The 18,331-nt window shown below is 75.8% G+C and carries 15 protein-coding genes; 10 read left to right on the forward strand and 5 right to left on the reverse strand.

Annotated elements, in window-relative coordinates:
- Positions 1–5: 5 nt before the first annotated feature.
- Both MMF93_RS14735 and MMF93_RS14740 read right to left on the reverse strand, forming a co-directional pair.
- Positions 6–3,239, reverse strand: coding sequence for a sacsin N-terminal ATP-binding-like domain-containing protein (locus MMF93_RS14735; RefSeq protein WP_242751733.1), 3,234 nt, complete (start codon positions 3,237–3,239; stop codon positions 6–8).
- A 218-nt stretch (positions 3,240–3,457) separates the two neighbouring features.
- Positions 3,458–4,357 carry a DUF3027 domain-containing protein gene (locus MMF93_RS14740; protein WP_242751734.1) on the reverse strand — a complete coding sequence of 300 codons (900 nt, stop codon included), beginning with the start codon at positions 4,355–4,357 and terminating at the stop codon, positions 3,458–3,460.
- A gap of 274 nt (positions 4,358–4,631) precedes the next feature.
- Here MMF93_RS14740 and MMF93_RS14745 point away from each other — a divergent pair, with 274 nt between their 5' ends.
- The 4 genes from MMF93_RS14745 to MMF93_RS14760 all read left to right on the forward strand — a co-directional run bounded on the left by MMF93_RS14745 (position 4,632) and on the right by MMF93_RS14760 (position 8,198).
- Positions 4,632–6,002, forward strand: a complete 1,371-nt coding sequence (locus MMF93_RS14745; RefSeq protein WP_242751735.1) for an MFS transporter — start codon at positions 4,632–4,634, stop codon at positions 6,000–6,002.
- A gap of 87 nt (positions 6,003–6,089) precedes the next feature.
- A complete protein-coding gene (locus MMF93_RS14750; RefSeq protein ID WP_114020274.1) occupies positions 6,090–6,608 on the forward strand; it encodes a DUF2771 domain-containing protein in 519 nt (172 codons plus the stop codon).
- A 32-nt stretch (positions 6,609–6,640) separates the two neighbouring features.
- Positions 6,641–7,318, forward strand: a complete 678-nt coding sequence (locus MMF93_RS14755; protein WP_242751736.1) for a futalosine hydrolase — start codon at positions 6,641–6,643, stop codon at positions 7,316–7,318.
- 22 nt (positions 7,319–7,340) lie between these two features.
- Entirely contained in the window at positions 7,341–8,198 is an 858-nt protein-coding gene (locus MMF93_RS14760) for a 1,4-dihydroxy-6-naphtoate synthase (protein ID WP_242751737.1), read from the forward strand.
- Between the two features lie 67 nt (positions 8,199–8,265).
- Here MMF93_RS14760 and MMF93_RS33360 read toward each other — a convergent pair whose 3' ends face one another.
- The gene (locus MMF93_RS33360) at positions 8,266–8,649 is read right to left on the reverse strand and encodes a cold-shock protein (protein WP_114016134.1); all 384 of its coding nucleotides are present in this window, start codon (positions 8,647–8,649) and stop codon (positions 8,266–8,268) included.
- Positions 8,650–8,910: 261 nt separating this feature from the next.
- On the opposite strand from MMF93_RS33360, the gene MMF93_RS14770 reads away from it, so the two are divergent.
- The gene (locus MMF93_RS14770; protein ID WP_423835428.1) at positions 8,911–9,150 is read left to right on the forward strand and encodes a hypothetical protein; all 240 of its coding nucleotides are present in this window, start codon (positions 8,911–8,913) and stop codon (positions 9,148–9,150) included.
- 159 nt (positions 9,151–9,309) lie between these two features.
- On the opposite strand, the gene MMF93_RS14775 is transcribed toward MMF93_RS14770, so the two are convergent.
- Positions 9,310–9,969: an HAD family hydrolase gene (locus MMF93_RS14775; protein WP_423835429.1), complete on the reverse strand. Its 660-nt coding sequence runs from the start codon at positions 9,967–9,969 to the stop codon at positions 9,310–9,312.
- 105 nt (positions 9,970–10,074) lie between these two features.
- Here MMF93_RS14775 and MMF93_RS14780 point away from each other — a divergent pair, with 105 nt between their 5' ends.
- The 4 genes from MMF93_RS14780 to MMF93_RS14795 all read left to right on the forward strand — a co-directional run bounded on the left by MMF93_RS14780 (position 10,075) and on the right by MMF93_RS14795 (position 14,373).
- Positions 10,075–11,268, forward strand: coding sequence for a FecCD family ABC transporter permease (locus MMF93_RS14780; protein WP_242751740.1), 1,194 nt, complete (start codon positions 10,075–10,077; stop codon positions 11,266–11,268).
- The gene (locus MMF93_RS14785; RefSeq protein ID WP_242751741.1) at positions 11,265–12,401 is read left to right on the forward strand and encodes a FecCD family ABC transporter permease; all 1,137 of its coding nucleotides are present in this window, start codon (positions 11,265–11,267) and stop codon (positions 12,399–12,401) included. Before MMF93_RS14780 ends, MMF93_RS14785 begins: the two co-directional genes overlap by 4 nt.
- Entirely contained in the window at positions 12,398–13,336 is a 939-nt protein-coding gene (locus MMF93_RS14790) for an ABC transporter ATP-binding protein (protein WP_242751742.1), read from the forward strand. The genes MMF93_RS14785 and MMF93_RS14790 overlap by 4 nt, the downstream gene beginning before the upstream one ends.
- 107 nt (positions 13,337–13,443) lie before the next feature.
- Positions 13,444–14,373, forward strand: coding sequence for an ABC transporter substrate-binding protein (locus tag MMF93_RS14795; protein ID WP_423835603.1), 930 nt, complete (start codon positions 13,444–13,446; stop codon positions 14,371–14,373).
- 25 nt (positions 14,374–14,398) lie between these two features.
- On the opposite strand, the gene MMF93_RS14800 is transcribed toward MMF93_RS14795, so the two are convergent.
- Complete coding sequence (locus MMF93_RS14800) at positions 14,399–15,508, reverse strand: hypothetical protein (RefSeq protein WP_242751743.1); 1,110 nt, start codon at positions 15,506–15,508, stop codon at positions 14,399–14,401.
- A gap of 151 nt (positions 15,509–15,659) precedes the next feature.
- Here MMF93_RS14800 and MMF93_RS14805 point away from each other — a divergent pair, with 151 nt between their 5' ends.
- Positions 15,660–18,242 (forward strand): helicase-associated domain-containing protein, encoded by a 2,583-nt coding sequence (locus MMF93_RS14805; RefSeq protein WP_242751744.1) that lies wholly within the window; start codon positions 15,660–15,662, stop codon positions 18,240–18,242.
- Positions 18,243–18,331 lie beyond the last annotated feature (89 nt).

Consider the following 18,331-nt stretch of genomic DNA (forward strand, 5'->3'; position numbering starts at 1 on the left):
AGCCCTCAGTCGAACCAGCGGGCCCGCGACAGCTCCACCGCCCGGCCCTGATCCTCCAGCAGGGCCGTCAGCTCGAAGCGGCGGGGCCAGGCACCGCAGGCCCAGGCCAGGGCCGAGGCAAGACCCTCCAGGGTGGCGGCGTGGAGGGTGCCGTCCGGGGTGCGGCGCCAGTCCAGGTCCACGCCGCCGAGCACCAGCTCCTCGTGCTCGCGGTAGTGGGAGGGCGCGTGAGGCAGCAGCTCCCGCACGGCGGCGGGTACCTCCCGCTCGGTGCCCGGTTCCCGCGGCACGAGCTCCGCGGCCGCCTCGCTCGCCCGCCGCACCTCCAGCAGGCCTGCCAGCTCGGCCGCGTGGCGCGGTGCCACAGGCAGCAGTGCGCGGTCCGCGAGGAGGGGGAGCACGTCGGGCGCGTCGGCCACCAGGGCCTCGGCGGCGTCCACGACGACCGTCTCGCCGCCGCGCACCGCGCGCAGCTCGTCCGGCAGCGTCACCGTCTCCGGGTCGAGACCTGCCGAGGCCAGCAGCGTGTAGAGGCCGTGCAGCTGGGCGGCGTCCGGCTCGTGGGCCGGGTGCGCCGGGGAGGGCAGGCCGGGGTCGGCGAGGCGGGTGAGGAGTTCGGCGGCTCCGCCGGGCTCGGCCAGCAGCGCCGCGGCGGTGGTACGGACGCCGAGTGCCCGCAGGACGCGGTCGTCGGTGACCTCTCCCGGGTCGGCCTCCTCGTAGAGCCCGCGCAGCAGCGGGTCGGCCCCGGCGGCGCGCAGCCCGGCGGGGCGGCGGCCGTCCAGCACGGGATGGCCGCGCAGCCACCAGGCGGTGTAGGGGCGGACGTCGGTGACGGTGCCGTCGGCGAGGCGCACCCGCACCGGGGCCGTCAGCGCGTCCCGCAGCGGCGGCCTCGCCAGCATGGCCAGCGCCTCGGGCCAGCACGCGTCGTCGACCAGGTCGAGATCGCGCACGGCCACCAGTTCGAGAGCCACCGGCGGGACGGCATAGTCGGTGCCGGCGCCGGTGTCGGCGTCGTCCGTGTGGCCGTCGGCCGCCAGCTGGTCGAGCACGTCCTCGCACCACACGTCGACGGCGTCCAGCAGCCCCGGGTCGTCCGCTTCGGGATAGTCGCTCTCGCGCGGCTCGAAGCCGTCCGGATCGAGCACGACGTCCTCGGCCCGCACCAGCGCGAAGGCCGCCTGCACCCCGACGGCCGTCAGCGGGCCCTCGCCCCAGCGCTCGGCCAGCTCCGCGTCGCAGGCGGCCAGCTCGCCCTCGCGCAGCACGCGCGCGAACGGGGAGCCCGGGTAGACCAGTTCGGCCGCCGGCATCGGCTCGCCGTCCTCGTCGGGCAGTGCGAGAGCGCCCAGCCACGGCTCGTCGCCCGGCGTAAGGTGCGCGTCGCGGACGAGGCCCAGCACCGTCTCCACCAGCTCCTCGGGCGCCAGGGAGCCGTCGTCCTCGTCCCAGGCCTCCTCCGCCTCCAGCGAGGCGGCCACCGCGGCGCGCACCTGCGGGGTCGTCAGCACGGCGTGCGGCGTGCCCGTGGTCGCGCCCAGCTTCTCCAGCAGCGGGTGTACGGCCTCGGCGTGCGCGGCCTTCAGCCCCAGGCGGGCCAGCCTGGCGGCCGTAACGGCGCCGTCCGCCAGCGGCAGCAGCACATGGCGGGGCCCCACCGCGCGGCGCCCGTCGGCCAGCGGCACGGGCAGCCCCGTCAACCGCTCGGGATCGACCCCGGCGAGGGAGTCGTACAGCCGCCACCACCAGCCGGGCTCCCGCTCCACACCGGTGAGCCGGTCGACGGCCTCGCCCAGCGGCACCCGGGCCACCTCCAGGGCCCGCAGCTCCGGCCTGCGCTCCAGCCCCGCGGGCAGCAGGTTGCCGAACACCTCCGCGAGGACGGCGACCGTGGCCGCCCCCGCGCCCTCGATGATCTCGGCGTCGCGGGGGCGCAGCGCGTACCGTTCGCCCGGCTCCTCCGGTTGTTCCCCGTACCCGCGGACCGCCGCGCTCGCCAGGAACGGCACCTCGGGCAGCCGCTCCAGCACCAGCGCACGCAACCGGCCGTCCAGCTCGCCCAGTCCGAGCGGCCCCGGCACCAGGTCCAGGGTGTCCGACGCCACCGGGCGCCACGCGCGCAGCAGTTCGGCGTAGGCGTCGGCGGCCCGCTCCAGCAGGAACCCGGTCAGCGGCCCCGGCGCGACGTGGCGGCGGGTCGGCTCCAGCGGGAAGGAGGCCAGCAGCAGCGCGGGGAACCCCAGCGGCTCGTCCGTGGGCGTGGGCGCGTGCACACACGCCGCCGTACCGGGCTTGACCGGAGACCCCTCGCCGTCGACCGGCACCGCCCAGGTCACCGACCAGCCAGGGCGCGTGCGCTCCTCCACGGGGCGGTCCGCGAGCAGTTCGGCGTCCGCGACCCCGTGCGCGGCCGCGAGGCGCCACCGGGTCGACCCGGTGGCCGAATCCTCGATCCGGACGTGGGCGCCCTCGTCGTGGCGTGTCAGGGTGCGCGCAGGGCCTTCGGGTTCGCTGACGACGACGACCTCGCTCAGCCCCGGCAGCGCCAGCAGCAGCGCGTCGTCCACCGCGCCCAGCAGCCGCCGGACCAGGTCGCGCGCGGCCTCGTCCCGCAGCGGGAGCAGCACGGCCGTGTCGTATCCGGCAGGCACCACCGCCGCCTCGTACGAGGCGGCCAGCGGCAGCCGCAGCAGCGGCACGTGCCCCTCGCGGCGGTCCAGCTCAGCGGCCAGATCCGGGCTGTCGGCGGCGGCCCGCCGCGTCAGCTCCCCGGCCTCGGCCAGCGACCAGCGCACCCCCTGGCCCGACCTGTCCACGACGGCCGGCGCGTCGGTGACGGCCAGCACGGCGGAGAAGCCGACACCGAACCTGCCGACGGCACCCAGATCGGGCTCGTCGCGCTTGGCCGAGGCCCGCAGGGTCGCCAGCGACTCGACACCCGCCGCGTCCAGCGGCTGCCCGGTGTTGGCGGCGCTCAGCGTGCCGTCCGCGCCCAGGCAGAGCCGCAGCCGTCCCGCGACGCCCGCGCGGGCCGCGGCGTCCGAGGCGTTCTGTGCCAGCTCCACCACCAGCCGGTCGCGGTAGCCGCCCAGCGCGAGATCCTGCTCCGCGTTGGCGTCCTCACGGAAGCGGGCCGCGGACGAGCGCCACGCCTCCAGCACCCCGTGCCGCAGCCGTCCGGTCCCGAACGTGTCCGCGGACGCGTCCTTCGGCCTCGCCCCGAAGCTGTCCCTCACGCCACCGGCCTCCTCGGCACTCGCATCCCGCCCCGTCGTCCCGCACGGCCACTTCCGCGGCCGGGCGAGAGGGAAGAGTACGGCACGCCGCGCAGGGCCCGCCCGTTCAGCCGCCCGTGCCCGTGCTCCTCGCGCCCCGCAGGGGCGGCCGGTCGTGCGGTGCCGCGGCCGGGGCTGCCAGGTGCCGGTTGCCGGGTGCCGGATGCGAAGGGCCGCGGTCAGCCGGAGGTGTCAGGGGCGTTCAGGTCGGAGGCCGACGTGGGGTTTCCGGGCCGCTCGCGCGCCTCGTCCGTGAGGCCGAAGGGGTCGGCCACCGTCTCGTCGACGACCGGGGGCGGCGGCTGCGGAGTGCGGGGCATGACCGCCGCCTCGGAGTGGCCGCCGCAGCCGAAGGCGAGGGAGACGACGTGGCCGTCGGCCGGGCTGTACTCGTTAGCACAGATCCCGAACGCCTGCCGCAGCGAGCCCGCGACCGGGACGAGGAAGCCGCAGCTCATGCAGGCGGCCGGGGCCGCCTGCGCCATCGGCGTCTTCGGCCCGTACGACTCCTCCCAGCGGTCGGCCGCGGTGTGCAGCCCGTAGCGGGAGAGCACGCGGGGCCTGCCCATGCCGGGCTCGGCGGCGACGCCGCCGATGGCCGCGCGCAGCGGCCCCGCCTCCTCGGTGCCCTCGTCGGCGACGGGCGAGTCGGGCAGCGGCTCGTCCTCGCCGGAGAAACCGGGCTCCAGACGCAGGTCGTCCGCGTCGGTGGGCAGCAGATCGCCGGGCCCCAGGTCGCCGGGGCGCAGCCGCTCGCTCCAGGGCACCCACTCGGGGGCGAGCAGCGCGTCGGAGCCGGGGAGCAGCACCGACTCGTCGACCGTGACGTTCTTGGCCCGCGAGGCGCGGGCGACCGTCACCGCCCAGCGCCACCCGCGGTAGCCGGGCTGGTGGGCCTCGAAGAAGTGCGTGACCACGCGTTCGGCGTCGGCGACGGCCTCGATCCAGGCGCCGACCACTCCGGGCGCCGCCGCCTCCTCGGCCGCGGCCCTCGCCAGCTCCACGGCCTCGGCACACAGCTTGTCGGGGGCGCGCCGGCTCCGCGCTCCACGGCTCGTACTCCGGGTCGCGGCAGTCATGCAGCACTCACAAGAATCGTCTCTCCTACGCCGTAGCGCCGTTGTCGGCGTGCACTGCCCGGACGGCCACGAGTGGAGGGGCCGGGTCGGGGACGGAGCGGGACCGGGTGGCCGCTGCGACGTCCGCGCCCGCGCTCAAAGGCCATACGGTGCGCACCGTTCACCCACGCTACCCCACGGGGTCACGGAAGAAATCCGCAGCCAGCCCTCGGACGGCTCGTGCTGTCCCCTCGGGGGAGAAACGAACGCCCCGTTCTGGTGCACACTGAACGGCGTGCCGCTCGACAAGCTCGGCAAACCCAGCAGAGGCAGCAGGGCGCGCCGCCTCGCACGCGGCCTGCGGCGGCCGCCTGCCGCCCTGGCCCGCCGCGTGCGGCGCGCCACCCACGCGGGTGGCGCGGGGGAGTCAGGACTCGGCAGGCTCATCGAGCTGCACGCCGTCAACTCGGCGGGCGACATGCTCATCACGGTGGCGCTCGCCTCCACCGTCTTCTTCTCCGTCCCCACCGGCGAGGCCCGTGGGCGCGTCGCGCTCTACCTCGCCGTGACGATGGCGCCCTTCGCGCTGCTCGCCCCCGTCATCGGTCCGCTCCTCGACCGCGTCCCGCACGGGCGGCGCGCCGCGATGGCCGCCGCGATGCTGGCCCGCGCGCTGCTGGCGCTGACCATGGCGGGCGCCGTGGCCACCGGGGGCCTGGAGCTGTATCCGGCGGCTCTGGGCGTGCTCGTCTCGTCGAAGGCGTACGGGGTGGTGCGCTCGGCCGTGGTGCCCAGGCTGCTGCCGCCCCGGGTGTGGCTGGTCAAGGCGAACTCGCGGGTGACGCTCGCGGGGCTGCTGGCCACGGGCGCCGCCGCGCCCGCCGGTGCGGCCCTGCACGCGCTGGGTGCCAGGTGGCCGCTGTACGGGGCGTGCGCGCTCTTCCTGCTGGGCACCTTTCTCTCCTTCTCGCTCGACCCGAAGGTCGACTCGGCGAAGGGGGAACGCCCGGCCAGGCTGGCGCGCACCGCCCCCACCGACGGGGCGGGCGAGGAGCGCAGAGCCGAGCGGCCCGGTCTGCGCACGGTCGGCGTCTCGGTGGTCAGCGCCCTGTGCGCCAACTCCGCGCTGCGCGCCCTGTCCGGGTTCCTCACCTTCTTCCTGGCCTTCCTGCTGCGCGAGCACCCTTTCGACGGGCTGTCGGCCGCCGTCTCGCTGGGCCTGGCGGGTGTCGCGGCCGGGGGCGGCAACGCCCTGGGCACCGCGCTCGGCGCCTGGCTGCGCGCCCGCGCCCCCGAAGTGATCATCACCGCCGCGCTGCTGGGCGCGCTGGCCGTGGCGCTCGCCGCCGCCGTGCTGTACGGAACGGCCGCCGTCACCGCCCTGGCCGCCACCGCCGGCATCGTGCAGGCCCTGGGGAAGCTGTCGCTCGACGCGCTCATCCAGCGCGACGTCCCCGAGCAGGTCCGCACCTCCGCCTTCGCCCGCTCCGAGACCCTGATGCAGATGTCGTGGGTGGCCGGCGGCGCGCTCGCCATGGCGCTGCCGCTGGCGGGGCGGCTCGGCATGGGGGTGGCCGCGGGACTGGTCGCGGTCGGTGTGGGCACCGCCGTACGGCGGCTGCTGGGCGCCGCGCGCCGCGGTACGCCGCATCCGCGGGTGACATGAGCCGCGCGCGGGGTGGCACCGGTGCTCGCGGCGCGGCACGCCGCACCCCCGCGCGGTGGAACCGGGAGCGCCCGATAGCCTGCCCGCATGAGCAAGCTCGCGCGGCAGGGCCGCATGTCGTCACAGTCGCGGCGGGGCGTGCGCACCGCCTCCGCCCTCGGTGCCGCCTCGCTCGGCCTCGTCGCCCTCTCGGCGTGCGAGCAGCCGAGCCCCATGGTCACCGCGACGGTCGGCGGGGACTCCGTCTCCACCGAGGCCGCCTGCTACGACGACGGCAAGGCGATCCCGCAGGACGAGGTGCGCAAGTGCCTCGGCAAGAAGGCCGACGAGACGATCTCCGTCAGCACCGGTGACAAGCTGCGCATCGGCGTCGACCCGAAGACCGCTGACGACGGGTGGCTCGTCCTGGTCGACGGGAAGCCTGCGCTGTCCGAGCCGCTGAACAAGACCTACTACTCCTTCCAGGGCGAGGTCTTCTTCCAGCAGGCCTCCGCCTCGGGGCAGCCCTCGGCGCCGAAGAAGAGCGTCCAGGTCACCGTCGTGCAGACCTCGGGCGGCGACTTCAACGGCATCTGGCACCTGAACCTGAAGAACAGCAAGAAGTAGGGGGCGGAAGCCACCGGCGAGGGGACGGCGAGGTGCTGCGACGGTTTCGGCGGGTGCTGGTCGTGGCGGCCGTGTCCGCGGAGCGGGAAGCGGTGGCGGCGGCCACCGCGGGGACCGCGCCGCACTGGGACGTCCTCGTCGGCGGCGTCGGCCCGGCCGCCGTGGCGGCCCGCACGACCACAGCGCTGATGACGGCCGCGCACGAGGGCCGCCCCTACGACCTGGTCGTCTGCGCGGGCATCGGCGGCGGCTTCGCCGCCAACGGCGTGCACGTCGGCGACACGGTGATCGCCGACCGCCTCGTCGCCGCGGACCTGGGCTCCGAACTGCCCGCGGGCCCCGGGGAGCCGCCCGGCTTCGCCTCCGTCGCGGACCTGGGCTTCGGCAGGAGCGAGCACCGCCCCGCCGCCGCGCTGGTGGAGGCCGTCGCCGAGGCCACCGGCGGCAGGCAGGGCACCGTGCTCAGCGTCTCGACGACCACCGGCACCCGGCGCCACGCCGACCTGCTCCTGACGCGGTATCCGACGGCGGCCGCCGAGGCGATGGAGGGGTTCGGCGTCGCCGAGGCCGCGACGGCACACGCCGACGGTGTGGACTTCCTGGAGATCCGTGCCGTCTCCAACGCCGTCGGCCCCCGGGACCGTGCCGCATGGCGGATTCCGCAGGCGCTCGCCGCGCTCACGGCCGCCTTCGGCAAGCTGGTCCCTTAGCACGACACAGAAGGAGTCCGTCATGGCCACAGCAGCGCCGCTCTCGATCGCCTACTCGCCCTGCCCCAACGACACGTTCGTCTTCGACGCGTGGGCGCACGGCCGGGTACCGGACGCCGCCGCGCCCACGGTGACGTTCGCGGACATCGACCTCACCAACGGCATGGCCGAGCGCGGCGAGTTGGACGTGCTGAAGGTCTCCTACGCGGTGCTGCCGTGGGTGCTCGACCAGTACGCGCTGCTGCCGTGCGGCGGGGCGCTGGGCCGCGGCTGCGGTCCCTTGGTGCTCACCGGTCAAGCAGGGGACGCGGCGGCACTCAGCGGGAAGACCGTGGCCGTCCCCAGCGAACGCTCCACCGCGTACCTGCTCTTCCGGCTGTGGGCCGCCGCCGAGGTGCCCGGCGGGGTGGGCGAGATCGTGGTGATGCCGTTCAACGAGATCATGCCCGCGGTGCGCGACGGCAAGGTCGAGGCCGGTCTCGTCATCCACGAGGCCCGCTTCACCTACCAGAACTACGGCCTGCACAAGCTGGCCGACATGGGCGAGCACTGGGAGGCCACGACCGGGCTGCCCATCCCGCTCGGCGCCATCATCGCCAAGCGCTCGCTCGGCGCCGAGACGCTGAACGAGCTGGCCCGCGCCATCCGCACCTCGGTACGGATGGCCTGGCAGGACCCGGAGGCCTCCAGGCCGTACGTGCTGGAGCACGCGCAGGAGATGGACCCGGCCGTGGCCGAACAGCACATCGGGCTGTACGTGAACGAGTTCACCGAGAACCTGGGCGAGGACGGCTACGCGGCGGTCCGCGGACTGCTGGAGCGTGCCGCCGCCGAGGGACTCGTGCCGGCCCTCGGCCCTGACGCGCTGGCCTTTCCGTAGCATCGGTGGCACACCGTGCCCGCGCCCCCGGCGGGGCACGGGCACGGGAACGGGCGCGGAAGCGGAATCAGACGTCGAGCTGGTCGGCGACCGCGCGGAGCATGCCGGCGATCTTGCGGCCGTGCTGCTTGTCGGGGTAGCGGCCGCGCTCCAGGGACTGGGAGACGCCGTCCAGCAGCGTCGTCAGGTCCTGCACGATGGAGGCCAGCTCGTCCGGCTTGCGGCGCTGCGCCGCCGCCACGGACGGGGCCGGGTCCAACAGCGACAGGGAGAGCGCCTGGTCACCCCGCTGTCCGGCGACGACGCCGAACTCCACCCGCTGTCCGGGCTTGAGCGCGTCCACCCCGTCCGGGAGGACGGACGAGTGCACGAAGACGTCACCGCCGTCATCGCGGGAGAGAAAGCCGAAGCCCTTCTCGCTGTTGAACCACTTGACCTTGCCGGTAGGCACGTCTGTCCTCGTCCTCGTACTCGTCCGGATGCACCGGGCTGCGGCTGGCTGGAAACTGGTTGCTGGGGCGGGTCAGGCCCCGGGACCACCGCTGGCGCCCCCGACCCCCGATCCCCCGGAATAGCAGTCGGGCGGGCCGCATGACCCGCCACCACCAAGGTTAATGGCCCGGGGCTCCGTGGCAAGGTGCCACAGAGCGCAGGGTTCTTCCCACGGTGCCGAGCGCCCCGCTGCCGGAGCACTCGCCCCCGGATCTACCCTGTGTGGGTGAACACTGAAACTCCGTCCGCCGGTGATCTTCTCGTACGCCTCGGCGGGATCGTCTTCCTGATCGGCGCCGTGGCCACGGTCGTCACGGTGGCCCCGCTGTTCCTGGGCACCACGCCCTTCCCGTCGCCCGCCTACCTGGTCTGCATGCTGATGGGCCTCGGCTTCGCCCTGGCCGCCGCCGGCGTCGTGCGCACGGCCCTGGCACAACGGCGCACGGCCCACAACACCTGACACGCCCGGAGGGGCGCTCCGAAGGGGCGCGGGGAACGGCGCGACCAGCCACAACCAACCGGCAGACCGCACACCACGAACAGTGGCACTTTCTTGCCGGAGCACAGTGGCACTTTCTTGCCGGGGCAAGGTCCGCAGGACGAGCCCGGGTCAACACCCCTACGCGGCCGTACGGCCATCCCCGGCGAAGGCGTCCAGCCACGAGGGGAAACCCGCCAGATCGGGCAGCACCACGTCAGCGCCCTCAGCGGTCAGCTCGGCCACACCGCACGGCCCCGTGGCGACAGCCACGGAGACCGCACCCGCCATCCGCGCACCCCGCACGTCCCCCACGTGGTCGCCCACGTACGCGGAGGCGCCGTGCGCGGTCAGCGCCTCCGCCTTGCCCTCCGCCCACAGGTCGCCGACCAGCACGTCGGGGCACAGGCCCAGGTGTTCCAGGTGCAGCGCCGCGCTCGGCCGGTACTTGGCCGTGACGACGAGGGTGCGCCCACCCGCGGCGTGGACGGCCTCCAGCGCGGCGCGGGCACCGGGCATGGCGGTGGTCGGCTCGATGGCGTGATCCGGGTAGAGCCGGCGGTAGCGCTCGGCCATGGCCGGGATCTCCTCCGCGGGGAACCAGTGCGCCATCTCCTGCACCAGCGGCGGACCGAGCCGGGTGACCACCAGGTCCGCGTCGATGTCCACGCCCGTCTCCTCCGCCAGCCTGCGCCAGGTGGCGTGGATGCCGGGGCGGGAGTCGATCAGCGTCATGTCGAGATCGAACCCGACCGTGGGGCCCGTGCCCGAGGACGAAGCATGCGCAACCATGCCGGACATTCTGCCTTGCCCTTCGGCGCGCGCTGAGGCAGCCTACTGACACTTAGGTCGGCCTTACCCACCTGCTCCCCGGCGCCGGGGAGCGGACGAGGAGAGAGCGGCGCCATGCCATCCCCACCCCGACCGTCCGGCCACCCCACCGCGGCAGCGAACGGCGGGAGAAACCCGGACGACGCGGTCGGCGGAGAGGCCGCACAGGCCGAGGCGGCCGCACAGGCCAGGGATGCAGTGGCAGCCGGGGCGGCCGGCGCAGCCAGGGCAGCCGGGGAGAAGCCGGGCGCAGCCCCCCGCGGCCGGCACCACGGCGTCCTGGCCCGCCGCGTCGGCTGGCTCCTCGCCGCAGCCGCGGCCCTCGCACTCGCCGCCCTCCTCAGCCTGGCCCTGGGCAGCCGCGCCCTCGCCCCCTGGACCGTCTGGGACGCGCTGCTGCACGGCGGCCACGGCAACGCCGCCGAGGTCGTGCGGGGCATGCGCGTACCGCGGACCCTGGTGGGCGCCATGGTCGGCGCCGCGCTGGGGCTCGCGGGCGCCGTCATGCAGGGGCTCACCCGCAACCCCATCGCCGAGCCCGGCATCCTCGGCGTCAGCCAGGGCGCGGCGGCCGGTGTCGTGTGCGCCCTCGCCTTCGCCGGCGTCCACACCCTCGCCGGATACGTGTGGTTCGGCTTCGCGGGCGCCTCGGCGGCGGCGGTCGCCGTCTGGGCCGTCGCGGTGCGCGGGCGCGGCGGGGCGACCCCCGTGAAGCTGGCGCTGTCCGGGGCCGCCGTCAACGCGCTGCTCGTCGCGCTCGTCTCGGGCATCCTGACGACCCGCGCCGCGGCCCTGGACGAGTTCCGGTTCTGGCAGGTCGGATCCCTCGCCGGCCGTGACGCCACCCTCGCGGGGCAGGTCTGGCCCTTCCTGCTGGCCGGCGCCGTCCTGGTGTTCTCCGTCGCCCGCGGGCTCGACGCGCTCGCCCTGGGCGAGGAGGTGGCGCGCGGCCTGGGGCAACGCGTGGGCGCCGTACGGATCGTGGGAGGGCTCGGCGCGACCGTGCTGACCGGTGCCGGGGTGGCGGCGGCCGGGCCGCTGGCCTTCGTGGGCCTCGCCGTTCCGCATCTGGCGCGCGCCCTGGTCGGCGGCTCGCACCGCTGGCTGCTGCCGATGGCGGCCCTCCTGGGGCCCGTCGTGCTGCTGGTCTCCGATGTCCTCGGCCGCCTGGTGATGCGGCCAGGAGAGGTGCCGGCCGGGGTGATGACGGCGCTGGTGGGCGTGCCCTTCCTGGTGACGCTGGTCCGCAGAAGGGCGCTCGCCGCATGACCGGTTCCCCCACCGCAGGCCACCGCGCCGAACGGACCCGTTTCCTCCCCCAGCGGGCCGGTCCGCTCTCCTCGCGGGCCCGCCCGACCGGGTACGCGCTCGTGCGGGGCCGTGGCACCTCGTGGCTGGTGCACCGCCGGGCCACCGCCGTCGCGTGCGCCCTGGCGGTGGCGCTCTCGGCCGCCGTAGTGGCCGACCTGACGTTCGGCGAGACGACGATCGCCCCGACGCAGGTGGTGAGGGTGCTGCTGGGCCTGCCCTCCCCCGACGCGCTCGTCGTCGGCACCCTGCGCCTGCCGCGCATGACGGTGGGTCTGCTGGCGGGCGCCGCGCTGGGTGTGGCGGGCGCGCTGATCCAGACGGTGGCCAGGAACCCGCTGGCGAGCCCGGAGATCATCGGCGTGACGCACGGCGCGTCGGCGCTGACGGTGGGCGCGATGACGTTCGGCGTCACCTCCGCCGCCGCGCTCCCCTACGTCTCCGTGACGGGCGGGCTGCTGGCGGCCTTCCTCGTCTACGTGTGCGCGTGGCGCGGCGGGCTGCACGCCACACGCTTCGTCCTGGTCGGCATCGGCATCTCGGTCGCGCTGCGGTCGCTGACGCAGCTGTTCCTCACCAAGGGCGACCGGCTGGTCGCCCAGCAGGCGCAGGTGTGGATGACCGGGTCGCTCAACGGACGCGGCTGGGACCAGGCCGGGCCGCTGGCCCTCGCTCTGCTCCTGCTGCTGCCGTGCGCCCTGTGGTCGGCGCGCGCGATGCGCGACGTCACGCTGGACGACGACACGGCCACCGCGCTCGGCGTCAGGCTGGGCCGGGTGCGGCTCGGGCTCGTCGTCACGGGCGTCCTGCTGGCGTCCGTGGCCACGGGCGCCGCGGGGCCCGTCGACTTCGTCGCGCTGCTGGCCCCGCAGATCGCCCGCCGGCTGACCCGCACGGCACAGCTCCCGTTGCTGACCTCGGCGCTGCTGGGCGCCTTCGTGGTGACGGTCGCAGACCTGCTCGCGCGGCGGCTGTTCGCGCCGGTCGAGCTGCCGGTCGGTGTGCTGACGGCCGCGGTGGGAGCGCCGTACCTGATCTGGCTGATCGCCCGCACCGGTACCCGGAGGAAGAGCGCGAAGGGAGCCGTCCGATGAGCGACCGCCCCGCCCGTCCGCCCGTCCCGCACCCGGCCGCCGCCCGGCTCGCGGCGCGCGGGCTGACGCTCGCCTACGAGGAGCGGACGGTCGTCGAGGGGCTGGACCTGGAGATCCCCGACGGCGAGGTCACCGTCGTCGTCGGCCCGAACGCGTGCGGCAAGTCGACGACACTGCGCGCGCTCGGCCGGCTCCTGCGGCCCCGCGGGGGCGCCGTGCTGCTCGACGGCGAGGAGCTGGCGCGGATACCGACGCGGAAGATCGCGCGGTCGGTGGGGCTGCTGCCGCAGTCCCCGGTGGCGCCCGAGGCGATCACCGTCTCCGACCTGGTGGCCCGGGGGCGCCAGCCGCACCAGCGGTGGTGGCAGCAGTGGTCGGAGCAGGACGAGCGGGCGGTCGCGGACGCGATGGAGCGCACGCACGTCACCGAGCTCGGGGACCGGCCCGTGGACGCGCTCTCCGGCGGGCAGCGGCAGCGCGTGTGGCTGGCGATGGTGCTCGCGCAGGAGACGGACCTGCTGCTGCTGGACGAGCCGACGACCTATCTGGACATCGCCCACCAGGTGGAGGTACTGGACCTGGTGAGGGAGTTGAACCGCGAGCGCGGGCGGACGGTGGTGATGGTGCTGCACGACCTCAACCAGGCGGCCCGGTACGCCGACCACCTCGTCGCGATGAAGGAGGGGCGCGTCGTGGCGCGGGGGCGCCCGGAGCGGATCGTCGACGCGGCGCTCGTCCGCGAGGTGTTCGGGCTGGAGGCGGTCGTGGTGCCGTGCCCGGTCACCGGCGCCCCTCTCGTCGTCCCCGGCGTCCCGGGCGTCCCCGGACCGTCCAGCGCTCCCTCACCCTCCGAGGCCCCCGCTCCGTCGGACGCCCCCTCGCCGTCCGGCAGCCCCGCGCCGTCACTCCGCAACCCGCGAAAGGCCACCCCGTGAAGGACACCAGCCTCCGTCGTACCTCCCGCGCCGCCGCCACCGACGGCACCGCCCGCACCGACGGCACCGGCCGCACCGCCCGCGCCGCAGCGGGCACGGCTCTCCTCCTGGCCTCCGCCCTCGCACTGACCGCCTGCGGTCCCGGCTCCGGTACCTCCCGCAGTGACAACGCCCAGGGCGGCACGCACACCGTCAAGACCGCGGCAGGTCCCGTCGACGTACCCGACCACCCGAAACGGGTCGTCGTGCTGGACACCGCCGAACTGGACTCGGCCGTCACGCTGGGCGTCAAGCCTGTCGGCGCGACGACCGCCCAGCCCGGCAAGCCCTTCCTCGACTACCTGCCGAAGGACGAGCTGAAAGGCGTCGAGAACGTCGGAGTGATCGCCCAGCCCAGCCTGGAGAAGATCCTCGCGCTCGAACCCGACCTCATCCTCACCAACAAGGAGCGCGACGGCAGCCGCTACGACGAGCTGTCGAAGATCGCGCCGACCGTGATGACCCGGAGCACCGGCTACCCCTGGAAGGAGAACTTCCAGGTGCACGCGGCCGCGCTCGGCAAGAAGGCCGAGGCCGAGAAGGTGCTGGCCGACTACGCGGAGCACACCGCGCGGGTCACCGAGGCGCTCGGGGGCAAGAAGAAGGCCGCCGGGATCGAGGCCGGCGTCCTCCGCTTCCAGGAGGGCGCCGACACCCGCGTCTACGGCGAGAAGGCCTACATCGCCACGATCCTCAAGGACGTCGGGCTCTCCCGCCCGCCCGCCGCGCGGCAGGCCGAGGACTTCGGCGGCCTCGCCATGGAGGTCAGCCCCGAACAGATCGACAAGGGCGACGCGGACGTCCTCTTCTACACCTCCTACGGCGACCCGGCCAAGTCCGGCGAGAAGAAGGCCGTCGCGAGCCCCCTGTGGAAGAACATGCGCGCGGTCGAGAACGACCGCACCTTCCACGTCGAGGACGAACTGTGGATCCAGGGCATCGGCTACACCGCCGCGGACCGGATCCTGGACGAACTGGAGGCCGACCTCACGCAGTGACGGCACCCGCCTCGGCGGGCGGCTCCTACCCGGCCGCCGGGCGGCGGGCGCGCCACACCAGGTAGAGCGCCGTGGCCACCGCCGCCACGCGCAGCGAGACGGGGAAGACGTCCCCCATCGCCTCGCGCAGGGCGTCACCGCCCTGGGCCAGCGGCTCGCCCCACCGGCCCTCGGTACGGCCCCACAGCCACACACCGGCTCCCACCACGACGAGCCCCGGCATGCCCAGGGCCGCCCACTTCGCCTCGGTACGGCTCAACTTGGGCGACCACCAGGCGGCCAGCCACCCCGCGGCCAGCGGGATCAGCGAGCCGATGACGGCCCCCGCCACCAGCAGGACGGCGGCCGCCAGCTCGACGAAACCGCCGCGACGGGCGACGGCCTCCCCCTGGGTGCGCCGGCGCCGCCGCCACAGCAGGAGCGCGCCCAGCCCGGGCGCCACAGCGGAGCCACCGGGGGCGGGCGCGGCGGCCTGCTCGGCCCCCGGAGCGCCGGGCGCGGCCGTCCCCGCGGGGACGGCCCGCGCGTGGGGGGCCTGCGGGGTGGCCGGCTCGTCGTCCCCGGGAGGCGGCTTGAGCAGCTCGGGCAGCTCGATGCCGCCGACGAACCCGGGCACCGGCTCCCCCGCCGCGACCGCGTTGCTGCCCCCAGGACCGCTGCCGAAGGGGCTGGGGTCGACACGCCACCAGTCGGGGTCGCTGTCCTGGTCGCCCAGCTCGTCGAGGCTCGCCAGGTGCGGGGAGGACGCCCCGAAGGCGGCGCTGGGGGCAGCCGAGCGCTGCCCGGGTACGGAGGGGCCTCCGGTGACGGGCACCTCGGGCGCGGCAGGGGCCGCCGGGGCGGCCTCCGCGGGGGCGGAGGGCGCGGGAGCGGAGGGCGTCGGCGCCGACGTGCCCGTGACCTGCCCGCCGCCTGCGGAGGCCACCACGTCCTCGGGGCGGCCGAGGCGGTCGAGGATCTTCTGGACGGCGGCCTTGGTCACCGCGCCGCCGTCCGCGGCGCGCGCCCTGTCGATCTCGCCGCGCAGACCGCCGACGAGCTTGGCCCGTTCGGCAGCGGTCATGCGTGTGCTGTGAGCCAGGTCCCCGACCCGGCTCAGATAGTCGAACACGAGATGGTCGCTCTCGATCCCCACCAAGTCTCCACAACCCGCTAGCCCTTACCGACCTTGACCCGACGGTACCGCGCGCCGCGGCCGTGAGGGAGCGCCCGCACGGCGCTCGCGAGGCGCCGTCCGCGCGACGGACCACCCGGATGTGCGGCCGCGGGCCGCTACCGTGGGTGGGATGAGCAGCGAGCAGACCGGGGCGTCTCCCTCCCGGCCGGACGCCTCCCAGCCGTCCGGCCCCCGCACCCTGGCTGAGGACCTGCGGTCCCGGGACGACGCCGCGCTGTCGGCCCTCCTGCGGGCGCGCCCCGACCTCCTCTCCCCCGTCCCCGGCGACCTCACCCAGCTCGCCACCCGTGCCGGTACCCGCGCGTCGGTCGTACGGGCCCTGGAGCGGCTCGACCGGTTCGCTCTCCAGACGGCCGAGGCCCTGGCCGTCGCCCCGGAGGGGCCCGGGAGCACCGCGACGACAGAGGAACTCCTTGCCGCGCTCCTCCCCGGCGACGAGGCGGCGGCGCGGCTGCCGCACGCGCTCGCCGAGTTGCGGGCGCGCGCCCTGGTGTGGGGGCCGCCGGACCGGCCGCGGCTGGTGCGCACGGCACGGGAGCTGCTGACCTCGCCCTCTCCGACCGGGCTGGGCCCCACGCTGGCCGAGGCGGTGGCGGCGGCGGGCTCCGCGAAGCCGTCGCCGTCCCGCCTCCAGGAGGCGCTGGCGCACGCCGGGCTGCCCGCGACGCACGATCCGGTGAGCGCGCTGAGCGCCCTCTCGGCGCTGTTCGGCGACCCCGAGCGGATGTCCGCGCTGCTGGCGCGGGCGCCGGAGGGGGCCGAATCCGTGCTGCGAAAGCTGGAGTGGGGGCCGCCGTACGGCGCCGTCGACCTGACGGCGCCACCACCGCAGGTCGGCTGGCTGCTGGAGCGGGCGCTGCTGATCCCCACCGGCGCCGACCAGCCAGGCGGCACCGGAACCGCCGCCGGCAGCGTCGTCCTGCCGCGTGAGGTGGCGCTGCACCTGCGCGGGGGCCGGGCGCACCGGGAGCTGGAGCCGGTGGCCCCGCCGGTCGCGGTCGCGCGCTCGCACCCGACGGGCACGGTCGACGGGACGGCGGCGGGTCAGGCGATGACGGCGCTGACGACCGTCGAGGAGCTGCTGTCCTCGTGGGAGACCGAACCGCCGCCGGTGCTACGCGCCGGCGGCCTCGGCGTCCGCGACCTCAAACGGACCGCCCTCGCCCTCGACGTGCCGGAACCGGCCGCCGCCTTCTGGATCGAACTCGCCTACGCGGCCGGCCTGGTGGCCTCCGACGGAGAGGTCGACGAGGCCTACGCGCCCACCCCCGCCTACGACGAGTGGCTCCGCGCCGCGCCCGCCGAGCGCTGGGCACGGCTGGTGACGGCCTGGTACCGGGCGACGCGGGTGGCGGGCCTGGTCGGCGAGCGCGACGCGCGGGACGCCCGCAAGCGCGCGCTCACCCCGCTGGGCCCCGGCCTCGACCGCAGCCCGGCACCGGAGGTACGGCACCGCACCCTCGCCCTCCTCGCCGCGCTCGACGCCGGCTCGGTACCCGACCGCGCGGCGCTGCGCGAACGGCTGCGCTGGGAACGGCCGCTCCAGGGCGTACGGGCGGGCCGCGCCGGCGCCGACGGGCCCGACGAGGAGAGCGCAGGACCCGACCTGCCCACCCGCCTGCTGGACTGGACCCTCGACGAGGCCGAGTCGCTGGGCGTGACCGGCCGAGGCGCGCTCGCCTCGTTCGTGCGCCCCCTGGTGGAGGCCGCCGCCCGGGGTGAGGCCGCACCGGGCGAGCCGCCCGCCGAGGCCACCCTCGCCGCGGTCGCCGGCGCGCTGACCCCCCACCTTCCCGAACCGCTGAGCGAGGTACTGCTCCAAGCCGACCTGACGGCCGTCGCGCCAGGACCGCTGGAGCGCGAACTGGGCGCCTTCCTCGGCGTCCTGGCCGACGTCGAGTCCAAGGGCGGCGCCACGGTCTACCGCTTCACCCCCGACTCGGTACGCCGCGCCCTCGACGCCGGCCGCACCGCCGCCGACCTCCACGCCTTCCTCGCCGCCCACTCCAGCACCCCGGTGCCGCAACCGCTGACGTACCTGATCGACGACGTGGCCCGCAGGCACGGCCAGGTGCGGGTCGGCGCCGCCTCCTCGTACGTGCGCTGCGACGACGACACACTGCTCGCCGAGATCCTCGCCGACCGCCGCGCGGCACCGCTGCGGCTGCGCCTGCTGGCCCCCACGGTGCTCGCCTCCCAGGCCCCGCCCGACCAGCTCCTCGCCCGGCTGCGCGAGATGGGCCACGCGCCCGCCGCCGAGTCGGCGGAGGGCGACGTCCTGCTGTCCCGCGCCGACGCGCGCCGCACACCGCCGCGCACGCCACCCGAGCCGGTCTTGGACGGTCCGCCCGCGCCGGACGCCACCCTGCTCGCCGCCGCCGTGCGCGCCATCCGCGCCGGCGACCACGCCGCCACCCTCCCCCACAAGCCCGCCGCCCCGGCCACCCCGCCGCCCGGCGGCGGCCTCCCCCGCACCGTCATGGCCGAGACGCTGGCCACCATGCAGTCCGCGACCCTCACGGGCACCCCGGTGTGGATCGGCTACGTCAACGCGGACGGCGCCGCCTCCCAGCGCGTCATCGCCCCCGTCAAGGTCGAGGGCGGCTTCGTGACGGCCTACGACCACACCGCCGACGAGGTCCGCACCTACCCGCTGCACCGGATCACGGGGGTGGCGGAGGTGGAGGGCTGAGCCGCCCCTTGTGCGGCCACACGTTCGATGGCACCCCGATTCGCGTGACCGTACTGTCGTACATGGGACGACGGACCGCGCCCGCCTCC

Origin of the sequence: Streptomyces tubbatahanensis (assembly GCF_022699385.1) — a bacterium.
GTDB classification, from domain to species: Bacteria; Actinomycetota; Actinomycetes; order Streptomycetales; family Streptomycetaceae; genus Streptomyces; species Streptomyces diacarni.